This is a genomic window from Gluconacetobacter diazotrophicus PA1 5 (assembly GCF_000021325.1).
GTDB lineage: Bacteria > Pseudomonadota > Alphaproteobacteria > Acetobacterales > Acetobacteraceae > Gluconacetobacter > Gluconacetobacter diazotrophicus.
Genome location: NC_011365.1, coordinates 3178498 through 3196325, shown reverse-complemented (window position 1 = coordinate 3196325; position 17828 = coordinate 3178498). Strand labels below are relative to the sequence as shown.

Here is a 17828-nt window from a genome sequence, read left to right as displayed (position 1 = left end):
ATGATCGAACCGTTCCGGACCGGGAGAACCGGCCGATTAGCCGTCCAAAAAGAAAAGGGGCGGTGCCGTCGCCGGCACCGCCCCCTTCTTTCGATCCCTGGCGGGAGCGATCAGCCCTCGGCGTTGCGGCGACGGATCGCGGCACCCAGGATGTCGCCCAGCGAGGCACCGCTGTCGGACGAGCCGTACTCGTTGATGGCCTGCTTGTCTTCCTCGACCTCGCGGCCGCGGATGGTCAGGGCCAGCTTGCGGGCCGCACGGTCCACCGAGACGATCTTCGCATCGACGCGCTCGCCCACGGCGAAACGCTCCGGACGCTGGTCGGCCTTGTCGCGGGCCAGTTCGGCGCGGCGGATGAAGCCGGTCAGCACGTCGTCGACCTTGACCTCGATGCCGTTCGACTGGACGGCGGTCACGATGCAGGTGACGACCGCACCCTTCTGCACCTTGCCCAGCGCGTCGGCGGCCGGATCTTCATGCAGCTGCTTGATGCCCAGCGAGATGCGTTCCTTCTCGACATCGACATCCAGCACCTTGGCCTGGACGACCTGACCCTTTTCGTAATGGGTCATGGCGACCTCGCCCGGCTCGTCCCACGACAGGTCGGACATGTGGACCATGCCGTCGATGTCCGCGGACAGGCCGATGAACAGGCCGAACTCGGTGATGTTGCGGATCTCGCCCTCGACCGTCGAGCCGATCTTGTGCTCTTCGGCGAACTGCTCCCACGGGTTGCGCTGCACCTGCTTCAGGCCCAGCGAGATACGGCGCTTGCCGCTGTCCACGTCCAGGACCATGACGTCGACTTCCTGCGAGGTCGCGACGATCTTGCCCGGATGGACGTTCTTCTTCGTCCAGGACATTTCGGAAACGTGCACCAGGCCCTCGACCCCCGGCTCCAGCTCGACGAACGCGCCGTAGTCGGTGATGTTGGTGACGCGACCGGAATAGCGGGCACCCGGCGGATACTTGATCGCCACGTTCTCCCACGGATCGGCCTCGAGCTGCTTCATGCCCAGCGAGATGCGCTGCGTGTCCGGGTTGAAGCGGATGACCTGCACGCGGACCGGCTGGCCGATCTGCAGGGCCTCGGACGGGTGGTTGATGCGCTTCCAGGCGATGTCGGTGACATGCAGCAGGCCGTCCACGCCGCCCAGATCGACGAACGCACCGTAGTCGGTGATGTTCTTGACCACGCCGTCCAGGATCATGCCTTCCTTCAGGCCCTGGATCAGTTCGCTGCGCTGCTCGGCACGCGTCTCTTCCAGCACCGCGCGGCGCGAGACGACGATGTTGCCGCGGGCGCGGTCCATCTTCAGGATCTGGAACGGCTGCGGCACGCCCATCAGCGGGGTGACGTCGCGCACGGGGCGGATATCGACCTGGCTGCCCGGCAGGAAGGCCATGGCGCCGCCCAGATCGACGGTGAAGCCACCCTTCACGCGGCCATAGATCGTGCCGTTGACGCGCTGGTTGCCCTCGAACGCCTTTTCCAGGTTCGTCCAGGCTTCCTCGCGCCGCGCCTTCTCGCGCGACAGGACGATGGAGCCGTCACGATCCTCGTACCGCTCGACGAACAGTTCGATCACGTCGCCCGGCTTGACGTCGGGGCTGGCGCCCGGCGGGCCGAATTCCTTGAGCGCCACGCGCCCTTCGCTCTTGAGGCCGACATCGACGATGGCGAATTCGTCGGTCAGGCGCACGACGCGGCCGGTGACGACCGAACCGTCGAATGCGGTGTCGCGGCCCAGGGTCTCGTCAAGAAGGGTCGCGAAATCCTCGCCGCCGAAATGATCGGTGGAGGACTGTAAGGTGGCTGAAGCCATGAGGTACCTGTAAATCCCGTATCCGGACCGCGAGGCAGGCCGGACGTTCTTGCGCACCGCCACGTTTCGCTGCGGAACGACTTGCCCGGCTGTATCCGCGACCCTTGTCGCGGCATGCCTGACGGCCGATGATATCGACGCCGCCCCCACGCGTGCGGGGCCTAGCGCGTGCAAAGCACAGACACCCTCGACCCCCGGCCTGTCAACACAAACAAGCGCCCGGCGGCCCCCGCCGTGGCAAAAGAGCCTCACACCGTCGTGAGACGCCCGGTCCGGGAGCGGACGATCCGCAGGGCTTCGGCCAGGACCTCGTCCGCCGTCATCGCGTCGGTATCGATCAGCACCGCGTCGGGCGCGGCCCGCAGGGGGGCCACGGCGCGGCCGGCATCGGCGGCGTCGCGGGCCGCCAGTTCCGCCGCGACCCGGGCGATCTGCGCCGCGCGGTCCGGCGCGTCCAGGTCGGCGGCCATCTGTTCCCACCGCCGGCGGGCCCGCGCGGTGGGCGAGGCCGTGATGAACAGCTTGACCGGCGCATCGGGGAAAATGACGGTGCCGATGTCGCGCCCGTCCAGCACCCCGCCGCCGGCCCGGGCGAAATTGCGCTGCGTGTCGACCAGGATGGTCCGCACCGCCTGCTGCGACGCGACCAGGCTGGCCGCGCGATCGACCGCCGGCACCCGCAGATCGTCGCGTTCCAGGTCCGCCAGGGTGATCCGCCGCGCCTGGTCCTCGGCCGCGTCGGTCGCCGGGTCCAGCCCGGCATCCAGCATCCGCCGCCCCACCGCGCGATAGAGCAACCCGGTATCCAGATACGGCAGGCCCAGGGACTCGGCCAGGCGACGCGCCAGCGTGCCCTTGCCCGCGGCGGCCGGGCCGTCGATGGCGATGATCAGCGGAAGGCGGCTCATGGCGTCAGCGCCGCGCCGATCCCGTTCATCAGGTCGATGAAGCCCGGGAAGCTGGTGTCGATGAACGCGGTGTCGTCCACCCCGACCGGGGTCCTGGCGGCCAGGCCCAGCACGGTGGCGCTCATGGCCAGGCGGTGGTCCATCCGCGTTTCGACCACTCCGCCGCCGGGTATCGCCCCGCCGGTGCCGGTGACGATCATGTCGTCGCCCACGACCTCCACCTCCACGCCGTTGCGCTGCAGCAGCGCCACCGTCGCGGCCAGGCGGTCGCTTTCCTTGACCCGCAGTTCCTCCAGGCCGCGAAAGCGCGACCGGCCCGTGGCGTGGGCGGCGGCGACGGCCAGCACCGGGTATTCGTCGATCATCGACGGCGCGCGGTCGGCGGGAACGTCCACGCCGTGCAGCGGGCCCGCGACGGCCGTCAGGTCGCCCACCGGCTCGCCGCCCTCCACGCGCTCGTTCGACAGGCGCAGGTCGCCCCCCATCTCGCGCAGGGTGGTGAACAGGCCGGTGCGCAGCGGATTCAGCCCTACGCCGCGCACGGTCACGGACGACCCGGGTACCAGCAGCGCCGCCACCAGCACGAACGCGGCCGAAGACGGGTCGCCCGGCACCACCACGTCACGCGCCACCAGGTCGGGCCGCCCGACCAGGGTGATGGTGCGGCCGCCGGCGCCCAGCGCCTCCACCGTCACCTCGGCGCCGAAATGGCGCAGCATGTTTTCGGTATGGTCGCGGGTGGCCACCGGTTCCTCGACCCGGGTGGTGCCGGCGGCGTTCAGCCCGGCCAGCAGCACGGCGGATTTCACCTGCGCCGAGGCGACCGGCAGGCGATAGGACAGCGGCGCGGGATCGGCGACACCGTTGATGGCCAGCGGCAGGCGCCCGCCCGCCCGCGACAGGAAGGTGGCCCCCGTGGCGGCCAGCGGGTCCGTCACCCGCTTCATCGGCCGGCCGCGCAGGCTGGCGTCCCCCGTCATCACCGAAAAAATGCCATGGCTGGCCAGGATGCCGGACAGCAGGCGCGCGGCGGTGCCCGAATTGCCCATGTCCAGCACGTCGGCCGGTTCCTGCAACGTGCCCAGCCCCCGGCCCGTCACGTGCCATGCGCCGGGACCGGTGCGCGTGACCACGGCGCCCAGCGCCCGCATGGCGTCGGCGGTGCGCAGCACGTCCTCGCCTTCCAGCAGGCCGGAAATCCGGGTTTCGCCGCGCGCCAGGGCCGCGAACATCAGCGCGCGATGGCTGATCGACTTGTCGCCCGGCACCGCGACGGAACCGGAAAGGGGGGCGGCGGCCGCACGGACGGTCAGCGGGCGCGGGGCAAGGGCGTGCACGGTATCCATGGGGTCATTCCCTTCCGGATTGTTGGCGATGAAGTCAATCGCCATCGCGCGCCAACGCGGCAAAAAAAGCGGCGGGACGATCCCGGGGGGCACGATCGCGGTTTGACAGCCGGCGCGCAAGCTGGCATGGGGCTGCGCCCTGTGCCGCTCTTTCGCCGCAGCTTTTGTCCAACACCATTCAGGATCGACAGGTTCAAGATGGCCCAGCCCACTCTCGGCACCAAGCGCGTCTGTGTCTCCTGCAGCGCCCGTTTCTATGATCTGAACAAGAGCCCGGTGATCTGCCCCAAGTGCGGCACCGAGCAGCCGGCGGACGTGCCCCGCCTGCGCCGCGCCCCCGACGTCGTGCCCGATACCCAGAAGCCTGCGAAGGGCGAAGACGACATCGACAATGCCGTCGAACTGGATGACGAGGATGCCGGCGACGACGACGTCATGGAAGACACGTCCGACCTGGACGACGACGATGACGAGATCAGCGCCGATATCGATGTCAGCACCGACTCGGACGAAAACGACCACTAGCCAGTCCATAAACGCGACCTGGCGGCGATCCATCGCGCGTTTCCTGTGCTCCGGTGCTCGCGGCCATCAAGGCCGCTCCGGTGCTCGGAAACACGCGACGGCCGTGCCGCTTCGCGGCACTCTCGCTCACCAGATCCCGTTCCTGAACTGGCTGACTCTTCTTTAATGGCTTACGCCGCCGGGCGGCGGCGTTCTATTTCCACGCCCACGGCGTCCAGGTCGTCGAAGATATCCAGTTTTTCGACCCGCACCCGCACGACGATCACGCGATCGTCGGTCAGGACGCCGATGGCGATCCGTTCGGCCAGGGTCTCGACCAGGCGCACGTGGCCCTCGGCGATGATCCGGCGCACCATCAGCACGATTCGCTCATAGGACACGGTGCGGCTCAGATCGTCCCGGCCGACGGTCAGGCCCGGTTCGTCCTCCACGCCGAACGAGATATTGACCCGTATGCGCTGGGTCACGCCCTGTTCGTGCGGATAGATGCCGATATTGGCATGCAGCACCATGTCCTTGAGGAACACGCGGCGCAGCGGCGGCTGTTCCGGCCAGGCGGCGAAAATGGACATCGGGTCGGCCTCTATTCTTCCAGGATCTGGCCGGCGGGCGGGGCCGGCGACCATTGCATGTGCTGCCCGCCATCGAGCGCCAGCATCTGCCCCGTCACCGACGGCAGGCACAGCAGCGACAGGGCGGCGCGGGCGACCTCCTCGGGATTCGTCCCATGGCCCAGCGGCACCGAGGCGCATTGCCGCGCGAACTGCGCCTGCGTCTGGCGCGGGCTGGGCAGCGCCGGGCCGGGGCCGATGGCGTTCACCCGGATGCGCCGCGGCGCCAGGGCCAGCGCCATGCTGCGCGTCAACGTCCATAACGCGGATTTCGACACGGTGTAGCTGACGAAATGCGGCGTCAGAGACCAGACGCGCTCGTCCAGCATGTTCAGCACCATGCCTTCGGCGCCCTGGGGCAGGTGGCGGGCGAAATCCTGCATCAGCACGAAGGGCGCGCGCAGGTTGGGCTCCAGATGCGCGTCCCACCCCGCGCGGGTCGCATCGTTCCATTCGTCACGCTCGAACGTGCTGGCATTGTTCACCAGCACGCCGACCGGCCCCAGTTCGTCGCGCACCCGCGCCAGAAGCGACATCACCTGGGATTCGTCCGCCAGGTCGGCCGCCAGCATGCAGGCGCGCTGCCGCCGGGCCGAAATCTCCTCCACGGTGCGGCGCGCCTCGTCCGGGCCGGAGCGGTAATGGATGGCGACCGAAAACCCGGCATCGGCCAGCGCCAGGGCCATGGCCCGCCCCAGACGAACCGCGCCCCCGGTGACGAAGGCAACGCGCGGAATCGCAGCGGGAATCGGCCACATCGTCATTCACCCCCAGATTTTTAAGCAGGTCGTCTCGCCATGAGGGCTGCGGCCAGCGTGCCGTCGTCCAGCACGTCCAGCGCGCCGCCCATCGGCACCCCCTGCCCGACCCGGCTGACCGGCACGTCGAAGGCGGCCAGCCGGTCCTGCAGCCAGTGCGCCGTGGTGGCGCCATCGACCGTGGCGCCCAGCGCCAGGATGATTTCGCGCACCCCGCCCTGTTCGATCCGCGCCAGCAGCGACGCCACGTTCAGATCATCCGGCCCCATGCCCGCCAGGGCCGAGAGCGTGCCGCCCAGCACCTGATAGACGCCGCGATGCACGCCGGCGCGTTCCAGCGCCCACAGATCCCCCACCGTCTCGACCACGCAGACCAGGCCGCGATCGCGGCCGGGATCGGCGCAGATGGTGCAGGGATCATGCGTATCCAGGTTGCCGCAGGACGAACAGGTGCGCACCGACCGCGCCGCCTGCTCCATCGCCTGGGCCAGCGGCAGCATCCGCGCCTGGGGCTGGCGCAGCAGCGCCAGCGCCGCACGGCGGGCCGAACGCGGACCCAGGCCCGGCAGGCGCGCCAGCAGCGCGATCAGCCGTTCGATGTCCGTGCCGCCCATCCGGTCAGCCTCCAGTTCGATTCAGAACGGGAATTTGAGACCCGCCGGCAGGTTCATGCCGCCCGTGACCTTCTTCATTTCCTCGGACGCGCGTTCGTCCAGCAGCTTGCGCGCGTCGGCGCACGCCGCGACGATCAGGTCCTGCAGCATTTCCATCTCGGCCGGATCGGCCAGCTTGGGGTCGATCTTCACGGCCTTCATGTCGCCCTTGCCGTTCAGGGTGACATGCACCATGCCAGCCCCGGCGCTGCCTTCGATCGTCATGCCTTCCAGCTTGGACTGCATTTCTTCCATGCGCGCCTGCATCTGGGTGGCCTGTTTCATCAGCCCGGCAAGATTCTTCATCGGTGTCGTCTCCTCACCTGTCGTCGTTCACGTCCAAATCGTCCTCATCCACCAGTTCGGCATCGAGGGGCGCGAATTCCAGATCCGGCGCCAGTACGACGGATGCCGCCTCTTCGGGCGGAAGACCGTAATCGTCAAGCGAATGATCGGTCACGGCCCCCAGAATCGCATCCGGAAAGCGCGCGAAAATCGCCCGCACCAGGGGATGGGCCTCGGCCGCCGCGCGATGGAACTGGATGATCTCGGCACCCTGTTCCGCCAGGGTCGGCTGCCCGGCCTCGGTCGAGGCGCGGACCTCCCACGCCTGGCCGGTCTCGCGCCGCAGCAGGGTTTCCAGCCGCCGCGTCAGGCCCGGCAGGCCGGCGCGGTCCACCCGGATCGCGATCCGCGGGGGGGCGAATTCCACCAGGTGGGTGGAATGGCGCAGATGGCCGTGCAGCATGGCATCGCGCCCGGACACGAAGGCCACGACCTCGCGCCACGTCGTCAGCGCCGCCGCGTCCGGCTCCGGTTCGGGCGCGGGTTCGACGGGCACCGGTTCAGGCGCCGGCTCGGCCACCGGGTCGGCGATCCGCACGCCGCCATTGGCGACCATCCGCAAGCCGCCATGGGCCATGACCTGCCCGCCGGAGACCGGGTTTCCGGATACCGGGCGGCCCGGAACGGAAAGGCCCGATGCCGAAGTGCCCTGCGACGTTCCCTGCGCGGGGCCACCGGACAGCGCGCCCGATCCGCTGCCCCCGGTTTCCCCGCCCTCCGTCAGGCGCCGCACCAGGTCGCCCGGCGGCGGCAGGTCGGCCACGTAGCACAGGCGGATCAGGATCATCTCGGCGGCCTCGCGCCGGTCGGGGGCCATTTCGACCTCCGACAGGCCCTTCAGCAGCATCTGCCACGTCCGCCCCAGCACCGGCACCGACAGCCGGTCGGCCAGGGCGCCGCCACGCTCGCGCTCGGCTTCCGGCAGGTCGGCCGACTGGCGCAGCGCCGGCACCGCCTTCAGCCGCGACACGGTATGGACCAGTTCCAGCACGTCCCCCAGCATGACGCCCAGGTCGGCGCCGCGCGCGTGGGCCTCGTCGGTGATGGCCAGCGCGCGGTCCGGCTGGCCGGCCAGCACGGCTTCCAGCAGGTCGAATACCCGCCCGCGGTCCGCCAGGCCCAGCATGTCGGCCACGCGTTCCGCGCCGATCGGCGCCGCGCCATCCCCCTCGACGCTGCCTTGGGCGATCGCCTGGTCCAGCAGCGACAGCCCGTCGCGCACCGATCCGTCCGCCGCCCGGGCGATCAGCGCCAGCGCGTCGGGCGTGCATTCCGCGCCCTCGGCCCGGGCGATGCGCCCGAAATGGGCGGCCAGGTCGGATTGCGGCACCCGGCGCAGGTCGAATCGCTGGCAGCGCGACAGCACCGTCACCGGCACCTTGCGCAGTTCCGTGGTGGCGAAGACGAACGTCACCTGGGCCGGCGGTTCCTCCAGCGTCTTGAGCAACGCGTTGAACGCGTTGCGCGACAGCATGTGGACCTCGTCGATGATGAAGACCTTCATGCGCCCCTGCATCGGGCGGAAGCGCGTGGCCTCGATGATTTCGCGCACGTCGTCCACGCCGGTGCGCGAGGCCGCGTCCATTTCCAGCACGTCCGGGTGGCGGTCTGCCAGGATCGCGACGCAGTTGGCGCACACCCCGCACGGGTCGGCGGTGGGGCCGCCGGTGCCGTCCGGCCCGACGCAGTTCAGCGCCCGGGCGATGATGCGCGCCGTCGTCGTCTTGCCCACCCCGCGCACGCCGGTCAGCATGAAGGCATGCGCCACCCGGCCCAGCGCGAAGGCGTTGCGCAGGATGCGGACGGTCGAATCCTGGCCGATCAGGTCGTCCAGGGTCGTCGGGCGGTATTTGCGCGCCAGCACGCGATACGGTTTCGCGGCCCCAGAAGCGCCCCCAGAAGCGGCCACCGGGGCTACGAGGGGGGCGGGCGGCGGCGCAGCGGGAGAAGGCGAGTCGCCGAACAGGCCGGGCCCGTCATCGGGCGGCACGGGCAGACCCGAATCCTCGGATTGGTCCTGGTCCGAAGACACGGTCATCACGGCTTCCGGGCTGGGAACGGCGCCATTCCCCCGATGGAGGGGCCCCTGGTGGAAGGTCCCCGGGCGGCGCGATCGAACAGGAAAGTCCCGGGGTGGGAGACCGGACAGATAACCCGGGCGAAACTCACTGCGGCTGCTTCCTTCCGGACCTGACCGGGTTGGCAAGGCGCTCGTCCATCGCCGATCTCCCGGCGCCTTCTTAACACGCAACCGGGTGTCGGGCACAAGAGGGTAGAAACGAGATTGGGAGTCCGGCGATGACGATGACCCCTTACAGGCCCGGCCGGAACGGTGGGAATTTCTATTCCGGCAGCCCGGTGGACCGCGCCGCGCAGGATCGCGCCGACGCCGCCCGCATCGCATCGTATCTGGCTTGCGGGGACACGCTGCTGGTCCCGTGCTGGCACGGCCGGCACCTGATCGTGCAGGATGGGGACGATTCGGCGCGGATCGAACTGCCGGCGCGGCGCTCGGCGCTGCTGACGCCGGAGATCCTGGACCGGTCGAACTGGGTCTTCCTCGGCTATCTGGACGGACGCCCGCTGTTCGTCGTGGATCTGAGCCTGCTGGACCAGCCGGAACTGGTGTTTCCCCACGCACGCGGCACGTTCCGCGAACTGCGCCCCCTCGCCGGCCTGCTGCCGCCGGACGAGGCCGCGATCCTGGCCCAGGCGCGCGGCATGGTGCACTGGCGCGCGCACAGCCGGTTCTGCGGCACCTGCGGCGCGCCGAACCGGCCGGACCAGGCCGGGCACCGGCTTGCCTGCACCGCCGAGCCCACGCACCTGCATTTTCCGCGCACCGACCCGGTGGTGATCATGCTGGTCCAGCGGCAGGACCGGGTGCTGCTGGCGCGCGGCACCCGCTTCGGCACCGAAAGCCGCACCCTGTCGGCGCTGGCGGGCTTCGTCGAACCGGGCGAGACGCCCGAGGAAGCCGTGGCCCGCGAGGTCATGGAGGAAGTCGGACTCCCGGTGGACACCATCCGCTATCATTCGGCCCAGCCCTGGCCGTATCCGGGAACCCTGATGCTGGCCTTCACCGCCATCGCCCACACCGATGCGCTGCGTCTGGACCCTGAGGAAATCGTGGAAGCCCGGTGGCTGACCCGCGACGATGTGCGCAACCATGCCGCACTGGGTTTCACCCTGCCCGGGCCGACGACCATCGCCCGGCGGATGATCGACGACTGGCTGGAATAGGGCCTACTCCCCGACGGCCGCACCCCCGGCATGGCGCCGGTCGAACCCGCCATAATAGCGCGCCCCGCCCGTCGCGGCCGCGCCCAGGCGCGGGCCGCCGACCAGGATGCCCTCGGCGACGCCCCAGGGGGCATGGGGCGCGATCTTGTAGCCTTCCTGCGTCAGGGTCGCGGCCACCGCGTCCGACAGCGCGCCCTTCTCGACCTCGACCGGTTCGGGCTGCCATTGTTCGTGGATGCGCGGCAGGTCGACCGCCTGCTGGATGTCCAGCCCGTAATCGACCACGCCCAGGATCACCGACAGCACGATGGTCGGAATCCGCGACCCACCGGGGCTGCCGATGACCATCACCGCCTTGCCGTCGCGCGACAGGATGGTGGGCGACATCGACGACAGCGGCGTCTTGCCCGGCGCGACGGCGTTGGCGGCGCTGCCGACGATGCCAAACATGTTGGGAACGCCCGGCCGGGACGAGAAATCGTCCATTTCGTCATTCATGAAGATGCCGGTGTTCCCGCCCATGACCTTGGCGCCGAACCAGCCGTTCAGCGTATAGGTGACGGACACCGCCAGCCCCTTGCCGTCGATGACCGAGAACTGGGTCGTCTCGTGCTTTTCCGGCTGGGCCTCGCCCGGGCGCAGGTCGGCCGAGGGCACGGCCCGGTCGGTCGGGATCGCGTCGCGCACCTGCCGCGCATAGGACGGATCGACCAGATGCTGCACCGGATTCCGCACGAAGGCCGGATCGCCCAGGTCCTGCCGGTCGGCATAGGCGTGGCGCATCGCCTCGACCTCGCGCTGGACCGCCGGGGCGGTGTGCAGCCCCAGCGCGTGCATGTCGTACCCGGACAGGATGTTCAGCATCTCGCACAGCGCCACGCCGCCGCCGCTGGGCGGCGGGGCGGTATCGATGCGATAGCCGCGATACGAACAGGTCAGCGGCGCCATGACGCGCGGCGCGTAGCGGCGCAGGTCGTCGGCCCGCAGGATACCGCCCCCCGCCTGGCTGGCCTGCGCGATCTGCGCGGCGATGGGGCCGCGATAGAACGCCGCGGCACCGTCACGCGCGATCAGGGCCAGGCTTTTTGCCAGGTCCGCCTGCACCAGCCGGTCCCCGACCTGGAGCGGCGTGCCGTCGGGACGCAGGAAGATTTTGCGGGCCTGGGGGTCGCGCGCGAAATCGGCGGTCGAGGTGTCCAGCAACTGCACGTCCCCCTCCGCCAGCACGAAGCCGTCCCGTGCCAGGGCGATCGCCGGGGCCATGACCTGCTGCCGCGTCAGGTGCCCCCAGCGCCGCAGGACCAGGTCCATGCCCGCCACGGTGCCGGGAACGCCCACGGCCTTCCATCCCACGATCGACAGGTTGGGAATGACCGCGCCCTTGGCATCCTGGAACATGGTGGCGGTCGCGGCCTGCGGCGCGTGTTCGCGGAAATCGATGAACACGGCATGTCCGTCGGGCGTCCGCAGCGTCATGAAGCCCCCGCCGCCGATATTGCCGGCCGCCGGATAGACGACGGCCAGCGCATAGGCCACCGCGACCGCCGCATCCGCCGCGTTGCCGCCCTGGGCCAGGATGCGGGCCCCGACTTCGGAGGCCAGGTGCTGCGCCGACACCACCATGCCGTGCGCGCCCGCCGCCGGCGGCAGCGGCGCCTGCATGGTCCCCTCGCCACCGAAGGTCAGCACATCCCCCTGCACCGCCGGCCCCTGCACCGCCGGCCCCTGCACCGCCGGTGCCGATCCGGCCGGCGCGGCCATGCCGGGCGTCGCCATGCCCGCCAGCATCGAACCCGCCAGCATCGAACCCGCCAGCATGATCGCCGCACAGCGCCGTCGCACAGGGAAATACCGCATTATCAATCCTTCAATGGGGGCTTTGGAGACCTATCTTCCGCAGCCCGCATCGGATTGGCAACGCCGGATCGCCTTCGGCGCGTTTTTACGGACGCTCCATGCCCGCGGGCGAGTGGGTGAAGACTTCGCACCCGTCCTCGGTCACGCCCAGCATGTGTTCGAACTGGGCCGAGAGCGAGCGGTCGCGCGTCACGGCTGTCCAGCCGTCATCCAGCACCTTCACGTCCGGCCGGCCGCCATTGAGCATCGGCTCGATGGTGAAGAACATGCCCGGGCGCAGCACCAGCCCCTGCCCGGGGCGGCCGTAATGCAGCACGTTCGGCGCGGCGTGGAAGGTGCGGCCGATGCCGTGGCCGCAGAAATCGCGAACCACCGAAAACCGGTGCGATTCGGCATAGGTCTGGATAGCGTGCCCGATATCGCCCAGCGTCTTGCCCGGCGCCACCTGGCCGATCCCCAGCATCAGCGCCTTGTAGGTCGCATCGATCAGCTTCTCGGCCTTCCGCGAGACCGGACCCACCGTATACATGCGGCTGGTATCGCCGAACCAGCCGTCCAGGATCACGGTCACGTCGATGTTCAGGATATCGCCGTCCTGCAACTGGCGCTCGCCCGGGATGCCGTGACAGACGACGTGGTTGAGCGAGATGCAGCTCGATTTCGGATAGCCGCGATAGCCCAGCGTGGCGGGCGTCGCCCCGTGATCGAGCATGAAATCGTGGATCAGCTTGTCCAGCGCCTCGGTCGTGACCCCGGCGCGGACATGCGGCGCGATCATGTCCAGGGTGCGCGCCGCCAACTGTCCTGCCGCACGCATCCCGGCGAAATCCTCGGCCGTATGCAGAATGACGCGCCGTGCGTCCGTGTCACCGTCCATGTCGATGCCCCCTCGCTCTCCCAGTCCAGCCGCAGAACGGCATCACCAGGGGGGATAAATGCGCGGCGCGCTCCGTCAAGGCAAGGGCGATGGTCCAATGATCCTGTCAACCGAGCCTGCCCGAGGCTGTTTCAAAGGCCCTGATGCCGGGCGAGAGCGGCCTTACGGGCCGTGAGCATCGGAGCACAGGAAACGCGCGTCGGATCGCCGGCAGCAGGGTTTTTGAAACAGCCTCAGCCCTGGTTGTGTCCACGGCGGCGGTGCGCGACATGACCGGCCGCGACCATATGGACATGCGCCGGAACACGGGCGTGCGCATGTCGCGCCACGCCATGGCGGCGGGGGGCCACGGGCGCTTCGGCCACCTGTTCGGGGCCCGCATTGGCCGCCCGCGCGGCCGCGGCCAGCATGATCGCCGCCCGGCCGCGATGCCCGCGCGCCAGCACCAGCGGACGGCGCACGTCCGCCACCCCTTCCTGGCGGAACCCGTCATCCAGGATGCTGGCCATGACGGCGCTGCGCTGCGGGTTGGTCCGCGCGCCCAGCACCACGCCGATCAGGCGCACGTTCTCGCGAATCGCGGACGTGACCAGGTTGCGGCCGGCATCGGTCGTGTATCCGGTCTTCAGCCCGTCCGCCCCCGGATAGATCCGCAGCATCGGGTCGTGGTTGGGCACCTGCCGCCCGTGGAAATAGAAGGCCGGGACCGAGAAATAATGATAATAATCCGGGAATTCGGTGATGATCTGCCGCGTCAGCAGCGCCAGGTCGCGCGCCGATGTCACCTGCTCGTCATTCGGCAGGCCGGACGCGTTGCGGAAGGTGGTCCTGGTCATCCCCAGCGCCCGGGCCTGACGGGTCATCAGGTCGGCGAACCGGCCCTCATCCCCGCCGCCCATCAGTTCGCCCAGGGCGCAGGCCGCGTCGTTGGCCGACTTGGTCACCAGCCCCAGCACCGCCTGTTCGACCGTCAGGTAGCTGCCCGGCATCAGGCCCAGCTTCGACGGTTCCATCGATGCGGAATGGGCCGACACGGGCACCGACTGGTCCAGCGTGATCTGGCCGGCATGCAGGGCCTTGAACGCCAGGTACAGCGTCATAAGTTTGGTCAGGCTGGCGGGAAACCGCTGCAGGTCGGGATTGGATTGCGACAGGATCGCCCCGGTGCGGGCGTCCATGACGATCGAGCTGATCTGGCCGACATACTGGGCATGGGCCCGGGGCACGAAGCCCGCCATGACGGCGGCGCACCCCACCGACAGGCCGAAGGACAGGCGCAGCACCTTCCCGCGCCCCGATGCCGCGACATGACGCAGTCGGGCGAACCATCCCCGCCCGGCGTCCATCCCCCGCCTGTCCGTCCATGAGCCGTCGGCCAACGCCCGTTCCCCCGTCACAGGATCCGCATCATATTCGGCGACTTTATGGTCATTTTCCGGAACCCGTCCAGAGCAAAGAACGATAACCGGAAGAAAATGCAGCTTTTTCGTGGCCATGTCATTCATCCATGCACCCCGGTGCGGTCATGGATGCGCACGCGACAGCCGATTTGATCATCGTTCCGCCGCAAAACATGCTTAATTTCCCTCTCCGCGCTCTTTCAACCCGCCACGCCCATCCAATATGGTAAGACCATGGCTGCTTCATTTCCTCCCGTCCGGCATTCGATGACCGCCCCCCGCGACGCATGGCCACGCGGGCACACGCGGGCCCATGGCGGCAATTCCCCGACGCGACGCGAGGGCGGCAACCAGGACGGACAATCCGACAATCCGGATTCGCCCACCATCGGCGTGGTCGTCAGAACCCGGCCGCAGACGCGCAAGCCCGCGATGTACAAGGTCCTGATGCTGAACGACGACTACACGCCGATGGAATTCGTCGTGCACGTGCTGGAACGCTTCTTCCAGAAGTCGCGGGACGAGGCGACCGACATCATGCTGCATGTCCACAAGCGGGGCGTGGGCGTCTGCGGCGTGTTCACCTACGAGGTCGCGGAGACGAAAGTGACCCAGGTCATGGACCTCGCACGGCAGAACCAGCACCCGCTGCAATGCACCATCGAAAAGGACTAGACGGGGACGGAACGACGCGGCGGCGGACGGTCCATGGGGCCACGCGTCTCCGCGCGCCCCTGCCGTGCCGCCTTCGCGAAACGCGCCCGGAATTTGTTGATCTGTCCGTCGATCTTTCCACTGGCATTCCGACGAAAACACACCAAATATAGTCCTGATTAGCCGACTACCGCCTCCGGGCCCTGGACCGACCCTGGAAAAGGCCCGACCCTGGAAAAGGAGCGTCATGGCATGTTGTCACGCAATCTCGAACAGACGCTTCACCGTGCCCTTACCCTGGCGGGCGAGCGTCGCCACGAATATGCGACACTGGAACACCTGCTGCTGGCCCTGGTCGACGACAGCGACGCCGTCACCGTTTTCCGCGCCTGCGGTGTCGATCTGGACAAGCTGCGGTCGGACCTGACCGAATTCCTCGACAAGGACCTGGCCGGCCTGGCGTCCGACCGGACCGTCGATCCCAAGCCCACGGCCGCGTTCCAGCGCGTGATCCAGCGTGCCGCGATCCATGTCCAGTCCACCGGGCGGGACGAGGTCACGGGATCGAACGTGCTGGTCGCCCTGTTCGCCGAGCGTGAGAGCCATGCCGTCTATTTCCTGCAGTTGCAGGACATGACCCGTCTGGACGCCGTCAATTTCATCTCGCACGGGATCGCCAAGGCCCCCGACCGGTCCACGCGCCGCCCGATCACCGGCAGCGCGCAGGACGGTTCCGAGTCCGAACGCGAGGAGCGCGGCGGCAAGGGCAGCCAGAAGAACCAGGACGCGCTGACCGCCTATTGCACCAACCTGAACCGCAAGGCCGAGGACGGGAAGATCGACCCGCTGATCGGTCGCGACCCGGAAATCGAGCGCACGATCCAGATCCTGTGCCGGCGCACGAAGAACAATCCGCTTTACGTGGGTGACCCGGGCGTGGGCAAGACCGCCATTGCCGAAGGCCTGGCCAAGCGCATCGTCGAGGGCGACGTGCCCGAGGTGCTGCTGAAATCCACGATCTATTCGCTGGACATGGGCGCCCTGCTGGCCGGAACCCGCTATCGCGGTGATTTCGAGGAACGGCTGAAGGCCGTCGTCACCGAACTGGACAACAATCCTGGCAGCATCCTGTTCATCGACGAGATCCATACCGTGATCGGCGCGGGCGCGACCTCGGGCGGGGCGATGGATGCGTCCAACCTGCTGAAGCCGGCGCTGGCGGCGGGAACGCTGCGCTGCATCGGGTCCACGACCTACAAGGAATACCGCCAGCATTTCGAGAAGGACCGCGCGCTGGTGCGCCGGTTCCAGAAGATCGACGTGGCCGAGCCGACGCTGGAGGACGCGGTCAAGATCCTGCGCGGCCTGAAGGGCAACTACGAAAAGCACCACAAGGTCCGCTACACCGAGGAAGCCATTCGCGGCGCGGTGGAACTGGCGGCGAAATACATCCATGACCGCAAGCTGCCGGACAAGGCGATCGACGTGATCGACGAGGTCGGCGCCTCGCGGATGCTGGTGCCCGAGAACCGCCGCCGCAAGACCGTGACCCTGAAGGATGTCGAGGATATCGTGGCGAAGATCGCCCGCATCCCGCCCAAGAGCGTGTCGTCCGACGACAAGGAGACACTGCGCACGCTGGAGCGCGACCTGAAGGGCATGGTCTATGGCCAGGATCGCGCGATCGAGGCCCTGACGGCGGCGATCAAGCTGTCGCGGGCCGGGCTGCGCGACCCGGAAAAGCCGATCGGCAACTACCTCTTCTCGGGCCCGACGGGCGTGGGCAAGACCGAGGTCGCCAAGCAACTGGCCAAGACGCTGGGCATCGAGCTGATCCGCTTCGACATGTCCGAATATATGGAGCGTCATTCGATCTCGCGCCTGATCGGCGCCCCGCCGGGCTATGTCGGCTTCGACCAGGGCGGATTGCTGACCGACGCGATCGACCAGCATCCGCACGCCGTGCTGCTGCTGGACGAGATCGAGAAGGCGCACCAGGACCTGTATAACGTCCTGCTGCAGGTCATGGATCATGGCCGCCTGACCGACCACAACGGCAAGACGGTGGATTTCCGCAATGTCGTCCTGATCATGACGACCAACGCGGGCGCCGCCGACCTCAGCAAGGAGGCCATCGGGTTTGCCCGCGACGTTCGCAGCGGCGAGGACGAGGAGGCGATCAAGCGCATCTTCACCCCGGAATTCCGCAACCGTCTGGACGCGGTCATCCCGTTCGCCAACCTGACGCCCGAGATCGTCGGCCGCGTGGTCGAAAAGTTCGTCTTCCAGCTGGAAGCGCAACTGGCCGACCGCAACGTCACGATCGAGATCTCGTCGGCGGCGAAGGAATGGCTGGCCGAACGCGGCTACGACCGCGTGTATGGCGCCCGCCCGCTGGGCCGCGTCATCCAGGAACACATCAAGAAGCCGCTGGCCGAGGAACTGCTGTTCGGCCGCCTGGTGAAGGGTGGCGCGGTCAAGATCACGCTGAAGGACGGGGCGCTGGATTTCGAATATATCGAAGCCAACGCCGAAACCCCGGCCGAAGGCGATGAAGGCAGCGAGCGGGAGTCCGAAGCCGCGAACTGAGTTCTTTCCGAAACAGAACGGGCCACGCGGCATATGTCGCGTGGCCTTTTTTATTGGCCGCCCCGTCATAGCGTCCCCGCTGTTCAAAGGGAGAACGGCGGCACGTCCGCATGACTGATTAAAGGAAACAATGAGTTTCCATTGTTTCTATTTTTACGATCCCGGTAGCGTCATAACGTGTGTGCAACGGCGGTGAACAGTGCTTCGGCCTCGCCGTCTCCGACCACCCACGAACG

At 68.4% G+C, this 17828-nt stretch carries 15 protein-coding genes and 1 other RNA gene; 4 read left to right on the top strand and 12 right to left on the bottom strand.

Annotated features, from left to right (window positions below; translation table 11 throughout):
• Positions 1-110: 110 nt before the first annotated feature.
• The 3 genes from rpsA to aroA all read right to left on the bottom strand — a co-directional run bounded on the left by rpsA (position 111) and on the right by aroA (position 4080).
• Complete coding sequence (gene rpsA, locus GDIA_RS14640) at positions 111-1826, bottom strand: 30S ribosomal protein S1 (protein WP_012228068.1); 1716 nt, start codon at positions 1824-1826, stop codon at positions 111-113.
• Positions 1827-2074: 248 nt separating this feature from the next.
• Positions 2075-2734: a (d)CMP kinase gene (gene cmk, locus GDIA_RS14635; protein WP_012228070.1), complete on the bottom strand. Its 660-nt coding sequence runs from the start codon at positions 2732-2734 to the stop codon at positions 2075-2077.
• Complete coding sequence (gene aroA, locus GDIA_RS14630) at positions 2731-4080, bottom strand: 3-phosphoshikimate 1-carboxyvinyltransferase (protein ID WP_012228072.1); 1350 nt, start codon at positions 4078-4080, stop codon at positions 2731-2733. The genes cmk and aroA overlap by 4 nt, the downstream gene beginning before the upstream one ends.
• A 198-nt stretch (positions 4081-4278) precedes the next feature.
• Here aroA and GDIA_RS14625 point away from each other — a divergent pair, with 198 nt between their 5' ends.
• Entirely contained in the window at positions 4279-4605 is a 327-nt protein-coding gene (locus GDIA_RS14625; RefSeq protein WP_012554665.1) for a TIGR02300 family protein, read from the top strand.
• Positions 4606-4775: 170 nt separating this feature from the next.
• On the opposite strand, the gene folB is transcribed toward GDIA_RS14625, so the two are convergent.
• The 6 genes from folB to ffs form a co-directional block, all read right to left on the bottom strand.
• A complete protein-coding gene (folB, locus tag GDIA_RS14620; protein WP_012228076.1) occupies positions 4776-5177 on the bottom strand; it encodes a dihydroneopterin aldolase in 402 nt (133 codons plus the stop codon).
• 11 nt (positions 5178-5188) lie between these two features.
• A complete protein-coding gene (locus GDIA_RS14615) occupies positions 5189-5980 on the bottom strand; it encodes an SDR family oxidoreductase (RefSeq protein WP_012228079.1) in 792 nt (263 codons plus the stop codon).
• Positions 5981-5994: 14 nt separating this feature from the next.
• Positions 5995-6588: a recombination mediator RecR gene (gene recR / locus GDIA_RS14610; RefSeq protein ID WP_012228086.1), complete on the bottom strand. Its 594-nt coding sequence runs from the start codon at positions 6586-6588 to the stop codon at positions 5995-5997.
• Positions 6589-6609: 21 nt separating this feature from the next.
• Entirely contained in the window at positions 6610-6933 is a 324-nt protein-coding gene (locus GDIA_RS14605) for a YbaB/EbfC family nucleoid-associated protein (protein WP_012228088.1), read from the bottom strand.
• 13 nt (positions 6934-6946) lie between these two features.
• Positions 6947-9010, bottom strand: coding sequence for a DNA polymerase III subunit gamma/tau (locus GDIA_RS14600; protein WP_012554663.1), 2064 nt, complete (start codon positions 9008-9010; stop codon positions 6947-6949).
• Between the two features lie 95 nt (positions 9011-9105).
• Positions 9106-9202, bottom strand: an RNA gene (ffs, locus tag GDIA_RS18120) — signal recognition particle sRNA small type.
• Positions 9203-9270: 68 nt separating this feature from the next.
• Between ffs and nudC the strand changes: the two genes are divergently transcribed.
• Complete coding sequence (nudC, locus tag GDIA_RS14595; protein ID WP_012554662.1) at positions 9271-10215, top strand: NAD(+) diphosphatase; 945 nt, start codon at positions 9271-9273, stop codon at positions 10213-10215.
• A gap of 3 nt (positions 10216-10218) precedes the next feature.
• On the opposite strand, the gene ggt is transcribed toward nudC, so the two are convergent.
• From ggt to GDIA_RS14580, 3 genes are all read right to left on the bottom strand, one after another.
• Positions 10219-12003, bottom strand: coding sequence for a gamma-glutamyltransferase (gene ggt / locus GDIA_RS14590; RefSeq protein WP_390614204.1), 1785 nt, complete (start codon positions 12001-12003; stop codon positions 10219-10221).
• Between the two features lie 154 nt (positions 12004-12157).
• Complete coding sequence (gene map, locus GDIA_RS14585) at positions 12158-12949, bottom strand: type I methionyl aminopeptidase (protein ID WP_012228097.1); 792 nt, start codon at positions 12947-12949, stop codon at positions 12158-12160.
• Between the two features lie 233 nt (positions 12950-13182).
• Positions 13183-14295 carry a D-alanyl-D-alanine carboxypeptidase family protein gene (locus tag GDIA_RS14580; protein ID WP_049762943.1) on the bottom strand — a complete coding sequence of 371 codons (1113 nt, stop codon included), beginning with the start codon at positions 14293-14295 and terminating at the stop codon, positions 13183-13185.
• 321 nt (positions 14296-14616) lie between these two features.
• Between GDIA_RS14580 and clpS the strand changes: the two genes are divergently transcribed.
• Together clpS and clpA are read left to right on the top strand one after the other, a co-directional pair.
• Positions 14617-15024, top strand: coding sequence for an ATP-dependent Clp protease adapter ClpS (gene clpS, locus GDIA_RS14575; protein WP_012554659.1), 408 nt, complete (start codon positions 14617-14619; stop codon positions 15022-15024).
• Between the two features lie 231 nt (positions 15025-15255).
• Positions 15256-17592 carry an ATP-dependent Clp protease ATP-binding subunit ClpA gene (gene clpA / locus GDIA_RS14570; protein ID WP_012554658.1) on the top strand — a complete coding sequence of 779 codons (2337 nt, stop codon included), beginning with the start codon at positions 15256-15258 and terminating at the stop codon, positions 17590-17592.
• The last annotated feature ends 236 nt before the right edge of the window (positions 17593-17828 follow it).